At 46.4% G+C, this 19,408-nt stretch carries 21 protein-coding genes; 14 read left to right on the forward strand and 7 right to left on the reverse strand.

The window, feature by feature from the left end; translation table 11 throughout:
* The first annotated feature begins 22 nt into the window (after positions 1–22).
* Entirely contained in the window at positions 23–1,150 is a 1,128-nt protein-coding gene (locus ACI49J_RS08985; protein WP_240255408.1) for a CBS domain-containing protein, read from the forward strand.
* A complete protein-coding gene (locus ACI49J_RS08990) occupies positions 1,147–1,869 on the forward strand; it encodes a carbon-nitrogen hydrolase family protein (RefSeq protein ID WP_240255406.1) in 723 nt (240 codons plus the stop codon). Before ACI49J_RS08985 ends, ACI49J_RS08990 begins: the two co-directional genes overlap by 4 nt.
* Positions 1,870–2,094: 225 nt before the next feature.
* On the opposite strand, the gene ACI49J_RS08995 is transcribed toward ACI49J_RS08990, so the two are convergent.
* Positions 2,095–2,763, reverse strand: a complete 669-nt coding sequence (locus ACI49J_RS08995) for a hypothetical protein (RefSeq protein WP_240255404.1) — start codon at positions 2,761–2,763, stop codon at positions 2,095–2,097.
* Positions 2,764–2,990: 227 nt separating this feature from the next.
* On the reverse strand, positions 2,991–3,578 hold the full coding sequence (locus tag ACI49J_RS09000) for a hypothetical protein (protein WP_240255402.1): 588 nt from the start codon (positions 3,576–3,578) through the stop codon (positions 2,991–2,993).
* A 177-nt stretch (positions 3,579–3,755) separates the two neighbouring features.
* Between ACI49J_RS09000 and ACI49J_RS09005 the strand changes: the two genes are divergently transcribed.
* Positions 3,756–4,547, forward strand: coding sequence for a hypothetical protein (locus ACI49J_RS09005; RefSeq protein ID WP_240255400.1), 792 nt, complete (start codon positions 3,756–3,758; stop codon positions 4,545–4,547).
* On the opposite strand, the gene ACI49J_RS09010 is transcribed toward ACI49J_RS09005, so the two are convergent.
* Together ACI49J_RS09010 and ACI49J_RS09015 are read right to left on the reverse strand one after the other, a co-directional pair.
* Positions 4,539–6,635 carry a xanthine dehydrogenase family protein molybdopterin-binding subunit gene (locus ACI49J_RS09010; protein ID WP_240255398.1) on the reverse strand — a complete coding sequence of 699 codons (2,097 nt, stop codon included), beginning with the start codon at positions 6,633–6,635 and terminating at the stop codon, positions 4,539–4,541. The genes ACI49J_RS09005 and ACI49J_RS09010 overlap by 9 nt on opposite strands.
* A 2-nt stretch (positions 6,636–6,637) precedes the next feature.
* Positions 6,638–7,123 (reverse strand): PaREP1 family protein, encoded by a 486-nt coding sequence (locus ACI49J_RS09015; protein ID WP_240255396.1) that lies wholly within the window; start codon positions 7,121–7,123, stop codon positions 6,638–6,640.
* Positions 7,124–7,342: 219 nt separating this feature from the next.
* On the opposite strand from ACI49J_RS09015, the gene ACI49J_RS09020 reads away from it, so the two are divergent.
* The 6 genes from ACI49J_RS09020 (at position 7,343) to ACI49J_RS09045 (ending at position 13,668) form a co-directional block, all read left to right on the forward strand.
* Complete coding sequence (locus ACI49J_RS09020) at positions 7,343–9,232, forward strand: 2-oxoacid:ferredoxin oxidoreductase subunit alpha (RefSeq protein WP_240255394.1); 1,890 nt, start codon at positions 7,343–7,345, stop codon at positions 9,230–9,232.
* Positions 9,219–10,142, forward strand: a complete 924-nt coding sequence (locus tag ACI49J_RS09025; RefSeq protein WP_012020487.1) for a 2-oxoacid:ferredoxin oxidoreductase subunit beta — start codon at positions 9,219–9,221, stop codon at positions 10,140–10,142. Before ACI49J_RS09020 ends, ACI49J_RS09025 begins: the two co-directional genes overlap by 14 nt.
* Before the next feature lie 264 nt (positions 10,143–10,406).
* Positions 10,407–10,886: a hypothetical protein gene (locus ACI49J_RS09030; RefSeq protein ID WP_240255392.1), complete on the forward strand. Its 480-nt coding sequence runs from the start codon at positions 10,407–10,409 to the stop codon at positions 10,884–10,886.
* Positions 10,887–10,911: 25 nt separating this feature from the next.
* Entirely contained in the window at positions 10,912–11,871 is a 960-nt protein-coding gene (locus tag ACI49J_RS09035; protein ID WP_240255389.1) for a VIT1/CCC1 family protein, read from the forward strand.
* A 55-nt stretch (positions 11,872–11,926) separates the two neighbouring features.
* The gene (locus ACI49J_RS09040; protein ID WP_240255387.1) at positions 11,927–12,832 is read left to right on the forward strand and encodes an ABC transporter ATP-binding protein; all 906 of its coding nucleotides are present in this window, start codon (positions 11,927–11,929) and stop codon (positions 12,830–12,832) included.
* On the forward strand, positions 12,832–13,668 hold the full coding sequence (locus tag ACI49J_RS09045) for an ABC transporter permease (RefSeq protein ID WP_240255514.1): 837 nt from the start codon (positions 12,832–12,834) through the stop codon (positions 13,666–13,668). The genes ACI49J_RS09040 and ACI49J_RS09045 overlap by 1 nt, the downstream gene beginning before the upstream one ends.
* A gap of 93 nt (positions 13,669–13,761) precedes the next feature.
* Here ACI49J_RS09045 and ACI49J_RS09050 read toward each other — a convergent pair whose 3' ends face one another.
* From ACI49J_RS09050 to ACI49J_RS09060, 3 genes are all read right to left on the reverse strand, one after another.
* Positions 13,762–14,076, reverse strand: coding sequence for a hypothetical protein (locus ACI49J_RS09050; protein WP_342811251.1), 315 nt, complete (start codon positions 14,074–14,076; stop codon positions 13,762–13,764).
* Positions 14,077–14,164: 88 nt separating this feature from the next.
* Positions 14,165–14,539, reverse strand: a complete 375-nt coding sequence (locus tag ACI49J_RS09055; RefSeq protein ID WP_342811250.1) for an AAA family ATPase — start codon at positions 14,537–14,539, stop codon at positions 14,165–14,167.
* 69 nt (positions 14,540–14,608) lie between these two features.
* The gene (locus tag ACI49J_RS09060; protein WP_240255383.1) at positions 14,609–15,616 is read right to left on the reverse strand and encodes an aminobenzoate oxygenase; all 1,008 of its coding nucleotides are present in this window, start codon (positions 15,614–15,616) and stop codon (positions 14,609–14,611) included.
* A gap of 617 nt (positions 15,617–16,233) precedes the next feature.
* On the opposite strand from ACI49J_RS09060, the gene ACI49J_RS09065 reads away from it, so the two are divergent.
* The 5 genes from ACI49J_RS09065 (at position 16,234) to ACI49J_RS09085 (ending at position 19,302) form a co-directional block, all read left to right on the forward strand.
* Positions 16,234–16,959, forward strand: coding sequence for a ParA family protein (locus ACI49J_RS09065; protein WP_240255381.1), 726 nt, complete (start codon positions 16,234–16,236; stop codon positions 16,957–16,959).
* A 153-nt stretch (positions 16,960–17,112) separates the two neighbouring features.
* Positions 17,113–17,697 (forward strand): hypothetical protein, encoded by a 585-nt coding sequence (locus ACI49J_RS09070; protein ID WP_409366330.1) that lies wholly within the window; start codon positions 17,113–17,115, stop codon positions 17,695–17,697.
* A gap of 52 nt (positions 17,698–17,749) precedes the next feature.
* Complete coding sequence (locus ACI49J_RS09075; RefSeq protein ID WP_011182870.1) at positions 17,750–18,403, forward strand: IS6-like element ISSte1 family transposase; 654 nt, start codon at positions 17,750–17,752, stop codon at positions 18,401–18,403.
* A gap of 27 nt (positions 18,404–18,430) precedes the next feature.
* Positions 18,431–18,553 carry a hypothetical protein gene (locus ACI49J_RS09080; protein WP_409366331.1) on the forward strand — a complete coding sequence of 41 codons (123 nt, stop codon included), beginning with the start codon at positions 18,431–18,433 and terminating at the stop codon, positions 18,551–18,553.
* Complete coding sequence (locus tag ACI49J_RS09085) at positions 18,550–19,302, forward strand: MBL fold metallo-hydrolase (protein WP_240255377.1); 753 nt, start codon at positions 18,550–18,552, stop codon at positions 19,300–19,302. Before ACI49J_RS09080 ends, ACI49J_RS09085 begins: the two co-directional genes overlap by 4 nt.
* Positions 19,303–19,408: the final 106 nt, after the last annotated feature.

The raw sequence follows: 19,408 nt of genomic DNA on the forward strand, positions 1-19,408 counted from the left end.
ATAAAAGATTACACGTGACATTATGAGTGCCTCAGAGCTCATGGTGAGCCCATCCCTAGTTGCTAATTCCAATGATAAACTTAGGGATGTGCTCAACAAAATGAAGGAAGCTAACCAGTGGGTTGTCCCAGTTGTTAACAACAAGAAGCTTGTGGGTATTCTCTCCTTCAAGGAACTCATCAGGAGAAGGGTGAACCTGGAGACAAGGATCATAAATGTAGCTTCCCCCGTTATCTCCCTGTCTAAGAATGACGACTTCAATAAGGTGATAGTCAAGTTTTATACGACCAAGGCCAGGGCCATCCCCGTTACTGATGACTCCAGAAACCTTCTGGGGATCATCACAAGGGAACAGGTTCTTTCCTACCTTCTAAACTCAGGTCAATTGGAGACCGGGAGGGCAAGGGAGTTCATGAGTTCCCCGCCTGTTACCCTTTCCCCAGAGGACTCAGTTGCCAAGGCTAGATGGATTATGGTTAGAGACAACATCTCAAGGATTCCAATTGTCCAGGACAAGAAGCTCGTGGGAATAGTTACCACAAGGGACATAGTTAACGCCCTCTACACTCCACTTAGTGAAAGGAAGAGAGCCTCAATCCTAAGCGAAGAGGAGAGGGTTATGGCTAGCCCCCTGAAGGAAATCATGGTTTCCCCTGTGATCACGGTATCTGGAGTTGATCCTCTCAAGGAAGTAGCTCAAAAACTACTGAAGAACAAGATCTCGGGAGCTCCAGTCATGGAGGGTGACTTTCTTTCAGGGGTCATAAGCGGGATAGACATCATAAAGTCCCTTGAGTCCAAGTTCCAGCTCTCTATGCCCATAGAGGCGAAGCTCACCTCAGGCCTCAGGAACAAGGAGCTAAAGGCACAGTTGGACGGCGTTCTAGAGAGGTACCTATCGAAGCTTGAGAAGTTCGTAGATATAAACAACTTCAGGGTTTCCTTCAAGGAGGAAGCCTCTAGTCAGGGCAGGCCTCTCTACAAGGTCTCGGTAAATATCTCAACGAAGATAGGTAATTTCGTGGCAAACGACAGCGACAGGGATCCAGTGGCTGCAGTAAAGAGGGCCGTGGACACGTTGGAGCAAAGGCTGATAAAAAGATTAAAGAGAATCCAGGAGAAAAAGGGTGACAAGGAAGAGGTAATTTGAAAATAGCCATAGTGCAGCCTACCACAGTTGAGTCAGCGCTTCGTAATACAGAGAAGGCACTGGAGAGCGGATCGCAGGTAGTCCTTTTACCTGAGAAGTGGGTGAAGACTCTAGATGACCTTCCCCTAGCCGAGTTTCAGCGATTAGCTGTAAAGTACACCGCCTTCATTGTTCCTGGTGCAGTGGAGGACGAGGTTTCAGTCATTTCTCCCATAATAACGCCCAGGGGGGAGATTGCAGGCATAGCAAAGAAAATCCATCTTTTTGGGAATGAGAAGGGGAAGCTCCTACCCGGAACCACGCTATATTACTTCACCGTGAATGGGGTCAGGATAGGGATAGTCATATGTTACGATCTGGACTTCCCAGAGGTTCCCAGGGCCCTGTTCTCTAAGGGAGTTGAAGTTCTCTTAGTCCCATCCAAGATTCGCAGGGAGGGAATGGATAAGTGGAGGGAATATGTGAGAATGCGTGCCCTGGAGAACAGGATAGCAGTAGTTAACGCAAATGCAGTCGAGCTTCCAAATTTCGTGGGAGGAAGTGTTGCAGTGGTCCCCTACAGGAGGGGAGAAATAGTGGACGTGAAGGCTGTGGCGGAGATGGGAGAAGAGGACGGTTTCGTCACTGTGGACATTGACCCGATGAGTTATTTTCATCTTAGGTTAGATAGATTGAAGGAATTAGTACAGTTCTCGGTGGAGGAGCTAAGCACTGGTTAGATGGTGGTCCTTGGGATCTAGTTATCCTGTCTTTCATGTAAATCTTGTGGGTTATTATGGATCTAAGGGAAATTTCTCGACGCACCAGTGAACTTAAGTGGGGTCTTTGATATGGCGGAACAGTCGGTCTCGTTGCGCTTTTGACATCAGGACAATCTTCATCGTTAAGTTAAGTCCATGTAGTTAATGAGACTTACCTAGTCTGGCACTATAACTTTACCTTCACTACCTAAGAACCTTCACTTCCTCGGTTGTGTAGGACCTTATCTTGGGCTTTAGTAAGCCTATCCAATCCTCCACTAGATTGCAGTACTCTCGAATAACCAGTCCTTTTCCGCATAGCACACTATCCCTTGTAATGCCTGCCACGTAATCTGCGGCCGAGATCCATATATCCCTGTCCTTCCCTGATAGGTCCACAACTACGTGTGGCCTTAAAGATTTCGCGACCTTCATCCATCTGTAAAAATTTGTAGTGATGAATTGCTTGTCACTAGACGTAAATAGGGGGACCCTATCATACACTACTTTTATCTTCGACGAGCCTGGATTGTTCACAATTAATTCGCTTAAGTGATTTGCAATTAACTTGCCGTAAGTCTCTATCACTAGGTTCTTTATGTCCTCGTGCTTCTCTATCACGATCGAGATTGAAGAGACGTAGGGCGAAATCGAGTCTATAAACAAACCCTTTACGTTAACCCCCTTTGGCTCGTCCTTCTTAGGTTTATCGGCTGAATACTTGAAGATCCTCATTTTATTAAACAGCTTTAGTGAGATATTCTCGTATGCCTCCTTGTATCCCTCCTCGTCCTGAATCAAAGCAATGCTCAGCACAAAGGGCAATGGATCGTTAACGGAAGGATTCCCAGATTCGTCGATAGAGGCAATCATCTAGAGAGTGAAGATAAACATGATTTAATTGTATCATCCTGTCCGTATCCCCGGACAGTCCACTGTTTTTTGATCATCCTGTCCGTATCCCCGGACAGTCCCTGATAGTATTTTTACCAGTAAATATATTAAAGTTTTCCCGACGTAGACAACCCTATGTTTGGTTCTCAAGAATTCTTGAGACGTATATAATGAGGAAAAATTAGTTATCAAGAAAAATTATTTTCTTAGCTATCGTTTTGGTCGTCATCTTGATTATCATTTCTACCCTGTGAATTCTGATTTCCATTACCGTGGTCCCCATGGTCATGATTTCCATGGCCATGGTCTCCGTTATCCTTCACGATTCCAGGGTGTATGATCAATAGTGGTTCATTACTAACGTTGAGATCTCCCTTGGGGTTCATGGACACCGTGTAGAATATTTTTATGATCACCTGATAGGTTCCATTCTGGAGCTGTATTACGTGATATGGATTATCCTCGCTCACATTGAAGGTTTGGTTGTCTATGGTGATTTCCACAACGAAACTTGAAAAGTCCTTCTTTAACTTCTCAACGTGTAGTAACATGATAGTATAATTATCTGCCTTGCTCAAAGTTATTGTGGCATTAGCTGTTACATTTCCTTTCATGCCTGGTGTTAAATTCCCTAGATCTATATTTGCAGGTAATATGGTGATATTCTCATTTCCTTGATTTGATATTATATGATACGTTATGTAGGCAATTGGTCCAAATCCTGCAACCGATGAGGCTGCAACCCCGGAGCCCAGTAAGGCTAGAGCTATTAGACCCATGTATAGTGGCTTCATCAAGTAAAAGTGCGTCATTCCTCTATAAAAGATAAATCAGCGAAATCTCCGTGTTCACATCCGTGAACGCATTTGTGAACATCTAAATATCCTGTTCCAGCTAATGAAAATACAGAAAGTATTGCATAATCGGAATCAAACCTTCAAATATTTATTACCACAGTGTTATAGGGCACAATGGAACCCATCTCGCTTAAGGCGTTTCTGCAGAATCCTTCAACAAAATCCATGGCTGAGATAGCATCCAAACTGTCAAAGGAATTGGGTTTAGCCGAGTTAGTCTCTTTTTATTTAGAGGATGATCTTCTTAAATCTCTCATAAAAAGATTAGATTCAAGATTGGAGGATTTATATAAATCATTTAGTAACGATAGGGATAAGTTTATCCAGAGTGCAATTAATAGACTGGGCGGAAAAACTGGGGAGGGAGTTCAGTTCCCATATTACGCAACCCCCGAGACTGACGTAGTGATAACCTTTGTGGAGAACAACTCCGTACCCGCAAAGGTTATGGTAAAGGAGGGTAAAATGAGGCTCACCTTCGTTCCCTACGAGTCTTATGCGAGCCTAGAGGGCGCCATAGCTAGGCAAGGAGAAGATGATATAGTGGCCACGTTCCTAGATGGAAAGGTCGTTAACCTGGAGAAGAAGAGGAATATCTTCATTGAGAATAAATCGGTGGATGCGTTAATGCAGGGTCCAGTTGTGCTCAACTTCTATCCCATGGGGTTAACCCTCTTCTCCTCAGTCTTAGCCATGAACCTAAAGCTTTCGGAGAACAGGGTCAAGGTAACAAGGAACGGCGAAGAGCTCAGGGTGGAGATTCTAGAGGGTAAGGCAAGTCCTGACGAAGTTCTTGCTGGAGATACACTAAGTCCTAGATCTAAGGCATCTCTCTATTATGATTACAAGAAAAAGACGATCTTCAGGAACGAGATTATCGAGGCCCTTGCCAGCAAGCTAATCTAGGATATCCTCTGGCCTCACTGGAACCCTAGTTACTCTCTTGTGTATGGCGTTCTCCACGGCCGAAGTTACAGCTGCTGCCGCGACCCCTACTGGAATCTCCCCTATTCCCTTGGCGCCCATGGGTGTGTAGGGTGAGGGTGTGGGAACAATGTTAATCTCTATCTCAGGAATTTCCACCGCAGTTGGCATGTTGTAATCTGAAAGGCTTGTGGTGAGAAGCTTACCCTCATCGTAGGCATAACTCTCGTAAAGGGCAAGCGATATTCCGATGTATGTACCTCCTATAACCTGCTCCCTTACCAAATCCTCGTCTATGGGTGTACCTGGATCTATGTATACCACGTGTTTTATGGGCTTAACTACTCCAGTATCACGATCCACCTTAACCACTGCCAGATCACATGCGAAGGGGTAGGCGTTAAACCTAGTTTTACCCTGTAACGTGAAAGTGTATTTGGCTTCTTCTTCCACCTGTGTTATGGGTATCTCAGTTCCATCTCCCTTGACCTTGAAAACTCCATTGTGATACGTGACCTCTTTTCCCAGTTCCTTCTCAAGTCTAGTCCTTATCTTCCTAACCAGTTCCTCCGTGGCCCCCTTGATCGCCCCGGCCATGAACACAGCCATCCTGCTACCTCCAGGTCCAAAGCTCGAGCCTATCCTCGACGAGTCTAGGGTCTCAACGGTAACTGAGTTGAGGGGGATTCCCAGGAGCTCTGAGGTGAGTCTCATGGCTGTATGTTCGTTCCCCTGTCCCTCTGGACCATAACCAATACCTACCACGACCTTTCCATTTCTTACGTAGAGATGTACTTCCTCCTGTCCTGAGGGGGTGCTCGGGTCAGTAGAGCAGGCCAGACCAACGCCGTATCCTTTCTCCCTCAACGAGAAGATATCGTTTCTGGACAGGGCTAACTCCAAAAGCTGAAATGGGTTGCCTGAGTCGTAGAAGGCGTAAGGGGCTTCATACGGAAATGTCTTTATGAAATTCCTTTTCCTTACCTCTTCCCTCCCAAGTCCAAGCTCATCTGCTACCGCGTCCATCAACCTTTCGAGGGCCCAAGTGTGCGGAGGTGTTCCAGCCCCCCTAAAGGCACCTGGAGGATTCTTGTTTGTGGCAACCAAGTTAACCTCGTATCTAATGTTCCTAACCGCATAGGGACCTGCTAGAATTCCTGTGGGTTTGAAGGCTTGTCCACCTGAGGTCGCCGCGCCCACGTCCTCCCATATCTTGATATCAAGTCCGGTAACTGTCCCGTCGGGGAGGAATGTGGCTCTAGCCTTAAACTTTCTCTCTGGTCCTGAACTGTTTGATGCCATAAGGTGTTCCGTCCTAGTCTCGATCCACTTAACTGGAGTCTTGAACCTCCAAGCAGCATAGGCAATGATCACAGCATAGTTAAGGACCGAAAACTTAGCCCCAAAGCTACCTCCCTGGCGTAGGGGTTCTGCTACGACCTTCAAGTTGAGGGCTCTTGAGATCTCGCCTGCCAGATAGTTTGGAGCCTGCATGTTAGCAAGTATTCTAATCCCCCAAGACTCTGGAATAGCTACTACCCCAAAGGGTTCAATCGGATTACCAGAGGATCTGGACCAGTATAGATCCAGTGTAACCTCCTTTCCGCCCGTGGGAATACTCCCGTACTCGAAGACCTTATTTCCCACAACGTTGGAACCAAGTTCCTCGAAAACGAGGCTCTCCCCTTCCAGTGCCTGATCTATATCGTTCACGGGCTGAAGTTCCTCGTAATCAACCTGTACCGTCTCAGCGAGGTCTTGTGCCTTATACGGATTTTCTGCGAGTACTAGGGCCACAGGCTCTCCCATATACCTTACTTTCCTGGTGGCAAGCGGAGATTGCCCCAGGGAAGACCCCTCCCTTTCCTCTCCCTCAGTGTCTCCCACAGTCATGTCTCTGCCTGTCAGGACCTTAGCTCCTCTCCTGGTTGCATCGGAGATGTCGACTGACTTGATTATTGCGTGGGGATAGGGGCTCCTGACCAGGACCCCATAATATCCCCTGAAGTGAAGATCATCTACAAATGTCCCCTTCCCTTGAATAAGATCTACTACGTCGAGTCTTCGCATATTCACTTTTGCATTTCGCTAATTAAATGTCTTAGCTCAGTAAGAAGGAGTTTCGCATGCTTCTTCCTGAACTCAAACTCCTCTGGGTTCTGGGGTCTGGGGTGAAACTCTCCGTGAAGCCTTTCGGCATTTAGGAAGCTCACGACAAGTGATCCATTGTTCAGTTTGTAAGAAAGATATTCCACAAGGGAGAAGTGATCCTGATATGTTGTGACGTCAAACCCTATTTTCATGGCTACAGCCCTCATAGCGTAGGAAAGAGCCCTCCAGTAGGCCTCTCCGGCCTCGACCGCATCTCCCTTGGAATGTAGCTCATCGCCCAATTTCTCAAACTCTACACTGAGATCCAACAACGTGCTCAATCTCTCGGCCTCCTCCATCCTATCCAACAGCAGTTCCGCTATCACATCATAGGGTCTTTTTCTGCTCCTCTCGCTGATTTCAAATAGTTTGGTAGCCAAGGTCTCAGGTACTTCTAACGTTTTCATGGGTCTAAACACTGCGTGGGGGTAATTATCCCTTTTTAACCATCTAGCTACAAACTAGTTAATGCGTGTCATGAGTTTTCAACCCTAGACTATAAACTGATACAAATGGAACGAATTATACATTATCTGGTTTCAGAAGTTTAAACCATATCGAACCTGTTTATAATCATCAGGAGATTCACTTTAATACCTTCTGAAGCATATTATCATGAGAGAATAATGAAGATAAGTTGGGAAATTGGAGGAGCCCAAGGTGCAGGTGTTGATACTTCTGCGAACATATTTGGGGCTGCCGTGGCAAGTGCCGGTTACTTCATTTACGGGAACAGGGAGTATTACTCCAACATTAAGGGTAGGCATAGTTACTTTAACTTGACGATTAGCGACAAGAGGGCCAGGAGTATTTCGAGCGTAGTGGACATATTGGCCACCTTTGACGCTGAGACCGTTTTCCAGCATTTCACAGAGGTGAAGGGTGTCATCATATATAACAAGGGAGTTAAGGACACCAAGCTGGACAGGGTTCAGAGCATGGAACCGGAGATACAGGAGAGGGTTAAGGAGTTCCTTGAATCGAAGGGACTTGGAACCACGGTGGGAGACGCTCTCAAGTATGCAGAGAGTAAGGGAGTCAAGTTAATTGAACTTGACTACGACGAGATAGTTAAGAAGACTGCTGACTCAGTCGGAGTCCCCATGTCTGTCGCTGAGAGGGCGAAGAACACCGCAGCCATTGCTGCCTCCTATGCTCTTACAGGACTGAAGAAGGATTACCTTCTGGATGTGCTGAAGAAGACCTTCAAGCAGGAGACTTTCGTTAAGATCAACACAATAGCAGCGGAAATGGTGATGTCTGGGATTAAGCCAATGTTCCAGTTGAAGGAACTTCCTAGGCAGGGCAGAAGAATTCAGGTTGATGGAAATACCGCAGTCGCCATGGGGAAGATATTTGCTGGGCTCAGTTTCCAGAGTTATTACCCTATCACTCCAGCGTCTGACGAGAGCGTCTACATAGAGGCTCACCAAGAGGTTATGTCCATAGATCCCGAGACCGGAGACAAGAGGAAGAGACCCATAGTTGTGGTTCAGTCAGAGGATGAGCTGGCAGCAATTAACATGGCCTCAGGTGCAGCCCTTACGGGAGTGAGGGCAGCCACTGCTACCTCAGGTCCCGGTTTCTCGCTCATGGCCGAGGGAATTGGATGGGCTGGTATGAACGAAGTTCCGGTAGTCGTTACTTACTATATAAGGGGAGGACCCTCAACAGGTCAACCCACAAGGACCTCTCAGGCAGATCTGCTCTTTGCCATGCATGTGGGACATGGCGAATTCCCCAGGATAGTTATAGCCTCAAGCGATCACGTGGAGGCATTCCAGGACGCTGTGTGGGCCTTCAACCTTGCAGAGAGGTATCAGACCCCTGTAATCCACCTAGTGGAGAAGGCCATTGCAAACGCCTACTCTATCTTCGATGTTAGCGAACTGGAACTTGACAAACTGCGTGCAGAAAGGGGTAAACTGGTTGAGGTACCAGACGGGGAGTTTCAGAGGTTTAAGTTCACTGAGGATGGAATATCACCTAGGACCGTGCTAGGTAAGGCTTACATGTTCTACACCGGTGATGAACATAACGAGCTCGGACATATCTCAGAGGACTCGGAAAACAGGATAAAGATGTACGAGAAGAGACTCATTAAGTTGAGGACAGCCGACAGGGAGATACCAGAGGAGGAAAGGGTAAAGGTTTACGGAGACTCCGACTCTAAGGTTGCGATCATAACTTGGGGTTCACCCAAGGGAGCAGTACTGGACGCTGTGGATCAACTGTCCAGTGAGGGAATTAAGGCTCAGGTCATACAGATTAGGATGTTCAATCCATTCCCCAAGAATCTCGTGAAAAAGCTCCTTTCCAATAAGGAGGTGATAATCGACGTCGAGGGCAATTACGAAGGTCAGACCGGGATTATTACGAAGCTTGCCACTGGAATTGAGCCCACAAACTACATCCTGAAGTGGAACGGGAGGCCCATGACGTGGGATGAGGTTTACGATGGGATAAAGTTAGCCTTAAAGGGAGAGAAGAGGGTGGTGTTACATGGCGGTGCCTAAGGTCTGGACTCCTGAGTGGAACGATTGGTGCCCCGGATGCGGGAACTTTGGCATCATAAACGCTGAGCAACAGGCGCTATCAGAACTTGGTCTGACACCTGAGGATGTTGTGGTCGTCTCTGGGATAGGATGCTCGGGAAAGACTCCCCACTTCTTCAGGCTACCGATCTCGGGCGTTCACACACTCCACGGTAGAGCCTTAACCTTCGCCATAGGAATAAAACTCTCTAATCCGGAGCTCACCGTGATTGTGAATGGTGGTGACGGTGATCAGTTAGGTATTGGAGCGGGTCATTTCGTGAATGCTGGAAGAAGAAATGTGGACATGTTAGTAATACTTCACGATAATGGAGTCTATGGATTAACTAAGGGGCAGGCCGCGCCTACTCTTAGAAGGGGAGAAAAGACTAAATCACTTCCAAGACCCAACATCAACGATAACGTCAATCCCATAGCTCTTGCCATATCCTCAGGCTACACCTTCGTGGCCAGATCTTATGCCTACGACGTCAAGCACCTAAAGGAAATGATCAAGGCCGGCATTAAACATAAGGGACTTGCCCTGATTGACGTCCTTCAACCTTGCCCAACCTATAACGATATCCATACTAAGGAGTATTACGACAAGAGGGTGTATAAGCTGGATACTGAACCTGGATGGGATCCCATCGTTAGGAAACCTGAGGAGGAGGGCGAGAAGATGGCTAAGGCCATGCTCAAGTCCCTCGAGTGGGGAGAAAGAATACCCATCGGTCTGTTCTACCAGAACGAGTTAGTGCCATCATACGAGGAGAGAATAGCTGGTAATGCACCATCTTACAAGGACAGGAACCCGTCTAAGATCAGGATAGAGGATGGGGGGAAGTACACCACAATCATAGATGACATCCTGAAGGAGAAGGAGATCTAGGTATCACTAGCGCTCATCCCTTCCAACCAGATCATCAGGAGAATGGTACGCAACTCACCAAAGGTATTCCTTAAGCTATTTATAAAATTTTTATGATATAATCAATTTTTATCTCATCAGGTTCCCATAGAATTCTTCATGACTAGGCCCATGCAATAAGAGTAAAGTTGACGTCACTCCAGTTATTCAGACCCCCGCTAAGGGCCTTAGGAGAAGGTTAGTCAAATCAGACAGCCTTTTATTTCCCTGTTCTTCCTCCTCACAATGTCAGAGGAATATTTCATAGATTACATGGACGACAAGGTCTTCGTTATCCTTCTGGGTAGTTCTGCGGAGAAGACATACCTATACTACCCAAAGGGGGATGCCCTCTTTGTGGTCGGGAGGGATAAGGTGGAACTCATGGAAATAGAGGAGGTAATAGGAAGGGCGCCAGCTGGCTTCAAGTTATCTCCGCCCAAGGAAAGCTGGGAACAAATCAAGTCCAGGAAGGTCACGTGGTACATTCTTGATCAACAGATCGAGGCAGATAACGTCTACCTTGTGATGTCGTCGGAATCAGACTATAGAAAGATAGAGAACACCGCCTCTCCAGACCGCCTCAAGTACTTCATTCTAAAGGACGCTAATCCCCACGAGTACAGGGACTGGTGTTGCGTCCTTATTGCCTCGACCCGCGACATGGACGTTCCCTCGACCTTTAAGAAGGTTTACATGCGAGATCTAGTTAAGAATAATTCTTAAATACGAGTTACTCTAGATATAGTGTATGGAAGAGTTAGTTAACAGAAACTATAGGGCAGAGCTGTTCGGTGAGGAACTTTACTCCGCTCTTGCCAGGGACGAAAAGTCCGAGAAGGTCAGGGAGGTATTACAGGAACTCTCTGAGGGAGAGGGAAGACATGCTAAGTTCTGGGAGAGTATAGCCATGAGTAGAGGGATTAAGCTGAGGGGACTGGGGTTTCTAGATAGGTTGAAACTCTGGATCTTGCGAAGACTCAGGAAAGTTCTGGGTCTAGCCCTAGTCCTAAAGATGGTTGAGGCGGGCGAGGAGAATGACGCTGAGAAATATTATCGCTTCTCCACCTCGCAAGAGTTTACGGACACGGAAAGGCAGGGCTTCAGGGACATCATGATGCAGGAAATGGTCCACGAAGATATGCTCATACAGACGCAGGTGAACGTGGACACTGTTAGGGATACCATCTACGCTATTAGCGATGGCCTAATCGAGGTACTAGCTTCGGTGTCAGGACTTGCAGGTATATTCTCGGTTCCCCTTTACGTAGCACTCGGAGGGCTCATCGTAGGAGTATCGGGAATGATATCCATGAGCATTGGGGCTTATCTTTCGGCGAAATCTGAGGAGGACATAAGGAACAATGCCCTCAGGAAGGCTAGGCTGAGGAGTCTTCTAGAAGGTGAGAAACGTGAGGAGGACCAGGAGGTGTCCAGGACAGGGGAGAGTGTGAGAACCACTGCGATCTCCTATATCATGGGGGCGATAATTCCGATCTTACCCTTTCTCCTGGGTTTAGGCGGTCTCGTTGGTTTGGTTACCTCATATGCCGTGACAGGTGTTGCCACTTTCATAGTGGGAGCGCTCATTGGTATACTCAGCGATGTGAGCCCCTGGAGAAAGGGGGCGGTAATGACTGGGTTAGCGCTGGGAGCCGCACTGGTGACTCACGTTCTGGGACTATTGGCACATCTAGCAGGTTTTTCATAAAGCACGGTAACCTCTTTGGCATATTCTTAATACTCTCAGGTTGGAATCCCGATCAATGGAGACATTAAGGGCAGAGAACGTAGCCAAGCGTTACGGAAACAAACAGGCTTTGGATGGGGTCACGATCTCAGCTGAGAGCGGACTCATAACAGCCATCCTGGGCCCTAACGGTGCAGGAAAGACTACCCTCATAAGGATTACTATGACCCTAATCCATCCTGACAGGGGAAAGATCTCCTTACTCGGAAAGGACCCCTTCAGGGAGAAGGATGTATTTAAGAGGGTAGGATATGTGCAGGAATTGCCGAATTTACCGCCTTTCCTGACAGGAAGGGAGCTTCTGGAACTCTCAGCTAGACTAAAGGGAGTGGAAAGAGGGGACGTCAAGAGAGTTCTAGAACTGGTGGGTATGACAGAGAACGCCGACAGGAAGATAGCTAAGTATAGCAAGGGGATGGTTCAAAGAATTGCCTTAGCTGAAGCCCTTCTGGGCTATCCGGAGTTGCTCGTGATGGACGAACCCAATGTCGGGACAGATCCCATCCTTAATCTCAAGATGAGGGATGTTCTCAACGAGCTTATCAAATCTGGCACCACTGTAGTGATGACCTCCCATGAACTCGAGGAGGTAAGGAAGCTGGCCCACAGGGTTATTTTCATTTACCGCGGGAAGGTGTTTTTCTCTGGGACCACGGAGGAGTTGGTTCTACGCTTCCTGGGAGTTAGGGTAATACTCGAGACCCAGGATAGGGAACAGTTCATGTCACTGGTGAAAGGATTGGATTACGTAAAGTCCGTGGAGGAGAGAAGGGATAAGTACGTGGTGGAACTCAAGAAAGACGCAAGGGAGGAACTACTAAGGGAGTTAGTACTGGGCGGTGTGAGGGTGAAGTCATTTTACCTGGATCAGGACCTGGAACAGGCCTATGAGAGGGCAATTAGGGAGGCTGAGGCAAGGTGATGTGGGATCTAATCTCTTATGAACTTAGGAGGTCAGTGGCAAGGAAGAAGGTGATCTCCCTAATCACGATAACGGTTCTCTTTGAGGTAGGGGTTTATGTGGCTCTATCACAGATCCGAAGTCCAAGGATAGAGGAGTTAATTGCTCCTATATCGCCCATACTCTGGTTGGCCGGAGTTCTCCTACCTCAAAGTTTGCTATTACACTTCATTGCTATCTCGATTGCCTCGGGATCTCTCTCGGAGGAGTACGAACAAGGAACTGTAGACTTCTTTCTTACGAAATCCATGACAAGGTTGAAGTTTGGGTTGAGTAAGTTGGTAGGGGGTTACATTCTAGTTGCAGGAATATATCTCCTGATGGTTCTACTCGCGGTATCACTTTCTAATTTATTATTTGGGGCGCAGACCGACCTTGAATATCTCCCAGGCTTAGTTGGCTCAGTCATATTCTCCTCATTAACCTTCTTCAGTGTCGCCTTCATGGCAGGAGAACTTCTGAGAAGGAGTAGTCTAGCGTTCCTGGTTTCCAGTTCCGTGCTAATAGGTTCCATCCTCATTGGGGCAGTCTTGGTTTTCGTGGCAAGACTCACCCACGATCCAGTGTTCAACTCCATAGCCATAGCTCTTCCCTCGTGGGGAGCCACGGAGTTACCTTTCCTTTACGCTGGGACTATTCCGAACGCCTCACTTATAGTTCAAGCACTTGAAATTTTCCCTGCAATACCTGGAACGGGGATAGATGCAGTGGTATTAACCCTAGGGTATTCCTTGATTTCACTAATCCTTGCATTCATGAGTTTGCTATCGAGGGATATACCCAAGAGAGTCCCGTGACTGGGCAAGCATCTGTCACTAACCTCTCAAGGTTTTCGGTGCAGGATGATTTCGTTCTTGTCGAATTGGGGAGGGAAGTATACATACCTAAAATCATGAGTTTTCTGTCTTCTGAATTAGGTTAACTAGTTCCCTTATTCCATCAACTTCAGGAAGTTGATCTACACTACCATTAAAGGAGAATAGTTCATCCAGAAAGGGAATAAAAATTACTGATAAGAACAAGTTATTTATCCCCTTTACAGCGTCTCTCATTTCCTCCATTTTCGCTACAGGAATCATGTTAATTACTAGGCTTTGCCCTACCACCTTGACTGGTAAATTACTGAGAATCTCCTCTTCATTCAGCTTCTTAGCAAAGGAGATGGTGTTCTCAATATTGAATTGAAAGGGATCCGTGATGAACACCCTATAACTGCGCGCATTGGGGAAAAAGTTAGAGTAGGCAGTTAGCTCCAGCTTTATTTCCTCGTTAGAGGGGAAAGTCGTGCTCTTATTATCTTAGGATAATGAAGTCGTGACCCAACGAGAGAATTTCTTGATATTTCTCGTCGAATATCCTTCTCAGTTTCGAGTCTGAGGTGATCAGTCTAACATCTCCTCTTAATCTGGGACCATCCCCGTAGAATTTGAGAATCTGAAGGTTTCCTTCTCCCAATCTCCTCTGAACAAAATAGTTCCCCTCCTCCCCATCTACCACGCTAGCCACTAGACCCTTTTTCTTGATCCCCACTAGCCAGGAGGCGTAGCCTATCTGATCTCTATCTACAAAAAGGACTGTTTTCCCAAGTTCACATAGCCTCTTTGCTAGGAGCAGACTAATGGTGGACTTCCCTACCCCTCCCTTGTTTCCAAGTATTATTATTCGCAAGTAGCTAAGACACCCGATGTTTTAACCTGTTCCTGATAGAAAATTTAAAAAATTTTCGTTCTTTTGATCCTAGAAGACTGGGACGAAATCGTCTTCCTTAAGATCCTTGATCTCTTGACCTGTTATTCCAAGCTCAGGAATAGCAGGCATCGGAACTCCATACCTACCTAGCGTGGCTCCCACCCTCATTATGGCAGTCCTCCACGCTTCCTCCTTTTCCTTCATTTCCGGAATGTAGAACCCCGCGTTCCTCGCTAGATCCTCCATCTTCTCCGTGACCTCGAGGTACCAAGGAGGGAGTCTCCAGAAGTCCTTTGGAGGCTTGTAGGTTATCAGGGAAAGGAATACGAATCCAGCTCTAACCTGCTTGGACACCAGTTTCTTCCTTTCATCATTCATGGTGGCGGCGTTGCTGGTCATGACGAGGTGAGTAAAGGCGTAATGCCTAGTCTCGTCCACAGCCGTGTTCTTGAAAGCCTTTCCGAATTCCTCGATCTTTGACCCCTTGGACATGGTGGAGAACACTGTTGTAGCTGCAGCCTCTCCCATCATGAAAGAGGTAAAGAGAACATCCATCGTATACTTACTGTAAGCCTCTAGGTAAGCTTTCCAGTACCTGGAACCATTATACCACGCCCATAATGTGTTGAGTTTTACCTTCCTTTCCAGGTCGTCTTGAGGTTTGAAATTGAAGGGATAACCTGGTAATACACTATTTATCGCTAGCCCACACATCACGTTGTGCCTATTCTCGTCGTAGGTGATGGTCGTTAAGACTCCCTTGATTGCGGTGTCCAGGTGAAGCTCGTGGGATTTTACCAGTGCATATGCAAAGACCGGAGTGGCGTTGTCAAAGGTGGAGAGTAGGGACCACCAGTAAGCTATGGCCAATCTCTGCTTTCTGTCCAGTCCTGAGGCAATTTCCTTCACCTTTTCCCAGTCTATGTCCTGTTCATCCCATTGTTCCCTCTTGGCCCTTCTGTAAAGTTGCCATGCCTTCTCGTTATCAAAATTCCACCGCGGAGGATAAACGTTGTAGGGAGGAAATTCAGGCTCCCTGTTGAAATCTAGGGACAACCTTTCACCTATATTATAATGATTATCTAGGGTATATAAATGTTCTATAAAACCTATAATTGATTATTGAAAAAAGTATAGGAAGAAGAGGTATGTCTAACTTACTAAAAAGACTCAGGTAACTTCTACCGGGCTACGATGTTGAGTTCCGAGGCATAATGATATAAAGAAGGCAAACCTAGCCTCTTTGAGGCATGGTGAACTACTCTACCCTCACAAACGGAGGATCCATGCCACGCGGTTAAGGTTTTTTGCTTCTCTAGGAGGAACTTACCATATATAATTCCCGCCCGTGTAATATGTGAACGCATCAGAGAGAGAAGGTTTATATTGAGGAAATATCGGGTAGGGAATCCAATATTACATCACCACATTAAACAGGCTTGGAATGCGCAACAAATCGACTAAATCTCCGTTATCAACTCCAAGAGCAATCCATTGTACACGTAGAGGCGTAACACAAGTTGCCATATAATAGGTGAGTCTTTCCTTGACTTTCCAACTCTGACATAATATTAATAATTCTATCTATTTGATATAAAATGTAAAATCAACGGACCAATTGTTACAAAATTGCGGTTAAAAGATTTAAATCACTATAACACTAAATATACTCAATGAGTAAATCTAACATAGTAAGATTTTCCATTTTCAGCTTAAAGGGTGGAGTAGGAAAGTCTACTATTGCATACTTCTTAGCCAGAAAATTGTCCGAAAAGTATAAGGTTCTTCTGGTCGACAAGGACTACACTAACACAATAGGCAAGATCTTTGGATTGCAGACTGGGTTAATTAACGTCCTCACTGATGACGTCCAAGGCAGATTTGTTGCCGATGAAGGTAACTTAAGGGTACTATCGCTTACATCATTTTCGCCCTCATCTTTACCAAACGTCAAAGACTTCGCTACGAGCTACTCTGAGGTGTTAAAGGGAGTAGAGATACTCATCACAGATAACCCTCCAGGCATTGATGATGTGACTGTCCTAGAGTTTAAGGGATATTATGAGGCAAAGGGGGAAGTTCACTGTAACGGAATCTTCGTAACTACACCGGGTATAGCACTGGATCTGACACTGTCCCATATAAACGAAATAGGAAGAACTTTAAAAAGCGTTGTTCCACAGGCATCCTATTTCCGTGCGGTGGCGCTGGTTGTCAATATGGTTCGGGGAGACTTATCAGACGCTGTTAGGAACGTATCTATCAGGTTACCAAGTCTTAAAGTTGTAGCTATTCCGTTCTATAGGGAACTTCTATTTCAAGGCTTTGATAGGGCTTCCGTTACCCCGGACTTAGCCGAAGTTATATCTATTGTCGAGAGAATTTGGGGGGAGGGGTAGATGATGGAATTATTACGTCAACAGAGTTAATGGTCTAAGGAAATATCTTACTTAAGCAATTTTTAAAGCAGATGCGAAGGACTCATATCATGTTTAACAATGAGAAATACTACACTTCAATTAACGTCTCTCCCGGGAGAAGTTATTCTCTCCATGGCTAAGGACATCAATAACGTCATTGCAGTCATCCCAGGAGTGGTCTCAATTCAAGATAATAGGGTCAGGCTAAAATACAAACGGCTGTTTTTATCTCATGATTCGACCTATACCGTCTCGTTAGCTGCCCACGGTAACAGAATCGTGGAATACAAACTTGTAGATGATAAAGGAAATACGCTAAAGATAATTTTCACATTAAGCGACAACAATGAGTTAACGATTTCATCTAGCTACTCTGGGGAAAGGGAGTGGGTAGTTGGAAAGGCCCTAGATCTAATTGTTAATCAAATCGGTGAAGGGTTGAAAAGGGAGGCGGAAAGAAGGAATGTAGCTCTCAATGGAGATTATTCCCAGTTCCTATCTAAGTTGTCAATACTAACGAAACTGATCATGAAGTCCAAGATGGTAAAATCTGAGGTCGTAACGCTCAAGGAGGGAGAACTGATAGATTACCTTAACGAGATACTTGCGGAGTTTCAACGCTATCCGGTCATTTATGTATCAGGTACGGGAGAGTTCGCGTTCAGGATACTTTTAATTAATGGGGAAGTTAGGGTGTGTGTCCAACAATATTGCTAAATTAGACAAAATAATATTTAAGGGTCAGGACGGGTCTATCACGTGAGCAGACGTGAAGAGGAGCGTACCTCTTCCCGTCCTGACCCAGGTAATGATCTACCTTCTCCAACTTAATAACCTTAAGCCCCGGTTCTGGTCCCTTCAGGAGTTGGCGGAAGCGTTAGCTAGTTATTTCCTTGGACTATCCCTCAGGAGGTTCAGGGTCCCGAGGAGCACGGTTCACTATTATTGGAGAAGAGCGACGAGGACGACGCTCGACCTCCCCTTGACCGGGGAGTACGCGGTGGACGAGACGAAGGTACTTCTGGTGAAGGGGGTGATGTACTACCTGTGGGTCGTGAGGGACGTCAACACGGGAGTTATCCCGTTCTTCATGATCACGAAGGCCAGGTCGGGCCTCGACGTGATTATCCTCGTGAAGCGAGTGAGGCAGGTGGAGATAAGGACGAGAGGAGAGTTCCTGAGGGCCAAGTACATACACGACGGCCTCCCCGCGTACAACTTCCTCTCGATAGCGGGGGTCGACCACGAGCACGTCACCTTCGGGATTAGGAACAGGGTTGAGCAGGTGTTTAGAACCGCGAAGCATAGGCTCTCGACCATGGACTTCCACTTCCCGTGGAACGCGAGCAAGAGAAGCCTTGAATCCTGGTTCTCGGCCTTCTTCACGGTCTACAATCTATTGGAAATTTGGAGGGAGAAATAAATTGTTGGACACACACAAGTTAGGGGAGTGTACATCCTTAAGGAAGGCCGAGAGTATAGGGAAGAGGAGATTCTTAACATGTTGGGGGGCAACTTTAAGATCCACGTATATGTCTCGCTCAATCCCAGGGTTTTGGAGGGATTGGCATGAAGGTCCATAAACCATACGTGATCTATGAAGAAGGGGATCACTCATTTATCTGGCTTGGCCTGGACGAATCAGATAGGGAGAAGGGAGTACTGACAAATCAGTATTTGATAAGAGACGGAGACAGGGGAGCTCTCCTAGACGCAGGAGGATACTTTGTGTTCGAAAGGGTTTTGAATTCTGTTCAAGAGTTCGTTAAGCCTGAAAACGTGGAGCTTCTCCTTTTCAGTCACCAAGATCCTGATGTTGTGGGTGCGCTAAACCTTTGGATCGATATGCTCCCCAACGCGAGGATTTACGTCTCGGAACTATGGGAGAGATTTCTTCCACACCTGGGTTACGATCTAGGGGAGGCCATAAACGATTTACCAGATCAAGGTACAAAAATACCACTTGGGAAGAGTTATATTGAGGCTATCCCTGCACATTTCCTGCATTCGCCTGGGAACTTCCACTTCTACGATCCGGTCTCTAGGGTGTATTTCTCGGGTGATATGGGCGCAGCCATATTTCCCAAGGATAAGTGGTATCTGATCGTGGAGAACTTTGAGGAACACGTAAAGTTAATGGAGGGTTTCCACAGGAGATATATACCCAGTAAGCTAGCCATCGAAAAATGGTTGAATAGGATACGAGGCATGGACATACACATAATCGCACCACAACACGGCTCTATATTTATGGAGAAAGACGTGAAAAAGTTCCTGGACTGGTTAGGAAGCCTCGACAAGGTGGGTCTAGATTTGCTTTAGGCAATAATAAACCGATTCCTCCAGGATCCTAGGACGCGATTTCAAGGGCAACTGAACGTATAGCTCACGATATTTGACACATGTCTTAATCAGACTCTAGAACGAA

Source organism: Metallosphaera sp. D4-4, assembly GCF_046245145.1.
Taxonomy (GTDB): domain Archaea; phylum Thermoproteota; class Thermoprotei_A; order Sulfolobales; family Sulfolobaceae; genus Metallosphaera; species Metallosphaera sedula.

Bases quoted from the DNA above. Each gene is read 5' to 3' on its own strand.
- ACI49J_RS08985 (WP_240255408.1), top strand. From the start codon at position 23: ATGAGTGCCTCAGAGCTCATGGTGAGCCCATCCCTAGTTGCTAATTCC.
- ACI49J_RS08995 (WP_240255404.1), bottom strand. From the start codon at position 2,763: ATGATTGCCTCTATCGACGAATCTGGGAATCCTTCCGTTAACGATCCA.
- ACI49J_RS09000 (WP_240255402.1), bottom strand. From the start codon at position 3,578: ATGAAGCCACTATACATGGGTCTAATAGCTCTAGCCTTACTGGGCTCC.
- ACI49J_RS09005 (WP_240255400.1), top strand. From the start codon at position 3,756: ATGGAACCCATCTCGCTTAAGGCGTTTCTGCAGAATCCTTCAACAAAA.
- ACI49J_RS09010 (WP_240255398.1), bottom strand. From the start codon at position 6,635: ATGCGAAGACTCGACGTAGTAGATCTTATTCAAGGGAAGGGGACATTT.
- ACI49J_RS09015 (WP_240255396.1), bottom strand. From the start codon at position 7,123: ATGAAAACGTTAGAAGTACCTGAGACCTTGGCTACCAAACTATTTGAA.
- ACI49J_RS09020 (WP_240255394.1), top strand. From the start codon at position 7,343: ATGAAGATAAGTTGGGAAATTGGAGGAGCCCAAGGTGCAGGTGTTGAT.
- ACI49J_RS09025 (WP_012020487.1), top strand. From the start codon at position 9,219: ATGGCGGTGCCTAAGGTCTGGACTCCTGAGTGGAACGATTGGTGCCCC.
- ACI49J_RS09030 (WP_240255392.1), top strand. From the start codon at position 10,407: ATGTCAGAGGAATATTTCATAGATTACATGGACGACAAGGTCTTCGTT.
- ACI49J_RS09035 (WP_240255389.1), top strand. From the start codon at position 10,912: ATGGAAGAGTTAGTTAACAGAAACTATAGGGCAGAGCTGTTCGGTGAG.
- ACI49J_RS09040 (WP_240255387.1), top strand. From the start codon at position 11,927: ATGGAGACATTAAGGGCAGAGAACGTAGCCAAGCGTTACGGAAACAAA.
- ACI49J_RS09045 (WP_240255514.1), top strand. From the start codon at position 12,832: ATGTGGGATCTAATCTCTTATGAACTTAGGAGGTCAGTGGCAAGGAAG.
- ACI49J_RS09065 (WP_240255381.1), top strand. From the start codon at position 16,234: ATGAGTAAATCTAACATAGTAAGATTTTCCATTTTCAGCTTAAAGGGT.
- ACI49J_RS09070 (WP_409366330.1), top strand. From the start codon at position 17,113: ATGGCTAAGGACATCAATAACGTCATTGCAGTCATCCCAGGAGTGGTC.
- ACI49J_RS09085 (WP_240255377.1), top strand. From the start codon at position 18,550: ATGAAGGTCCATAAACCATACGTGATCTATGAAGAAGGGGATCACTCA.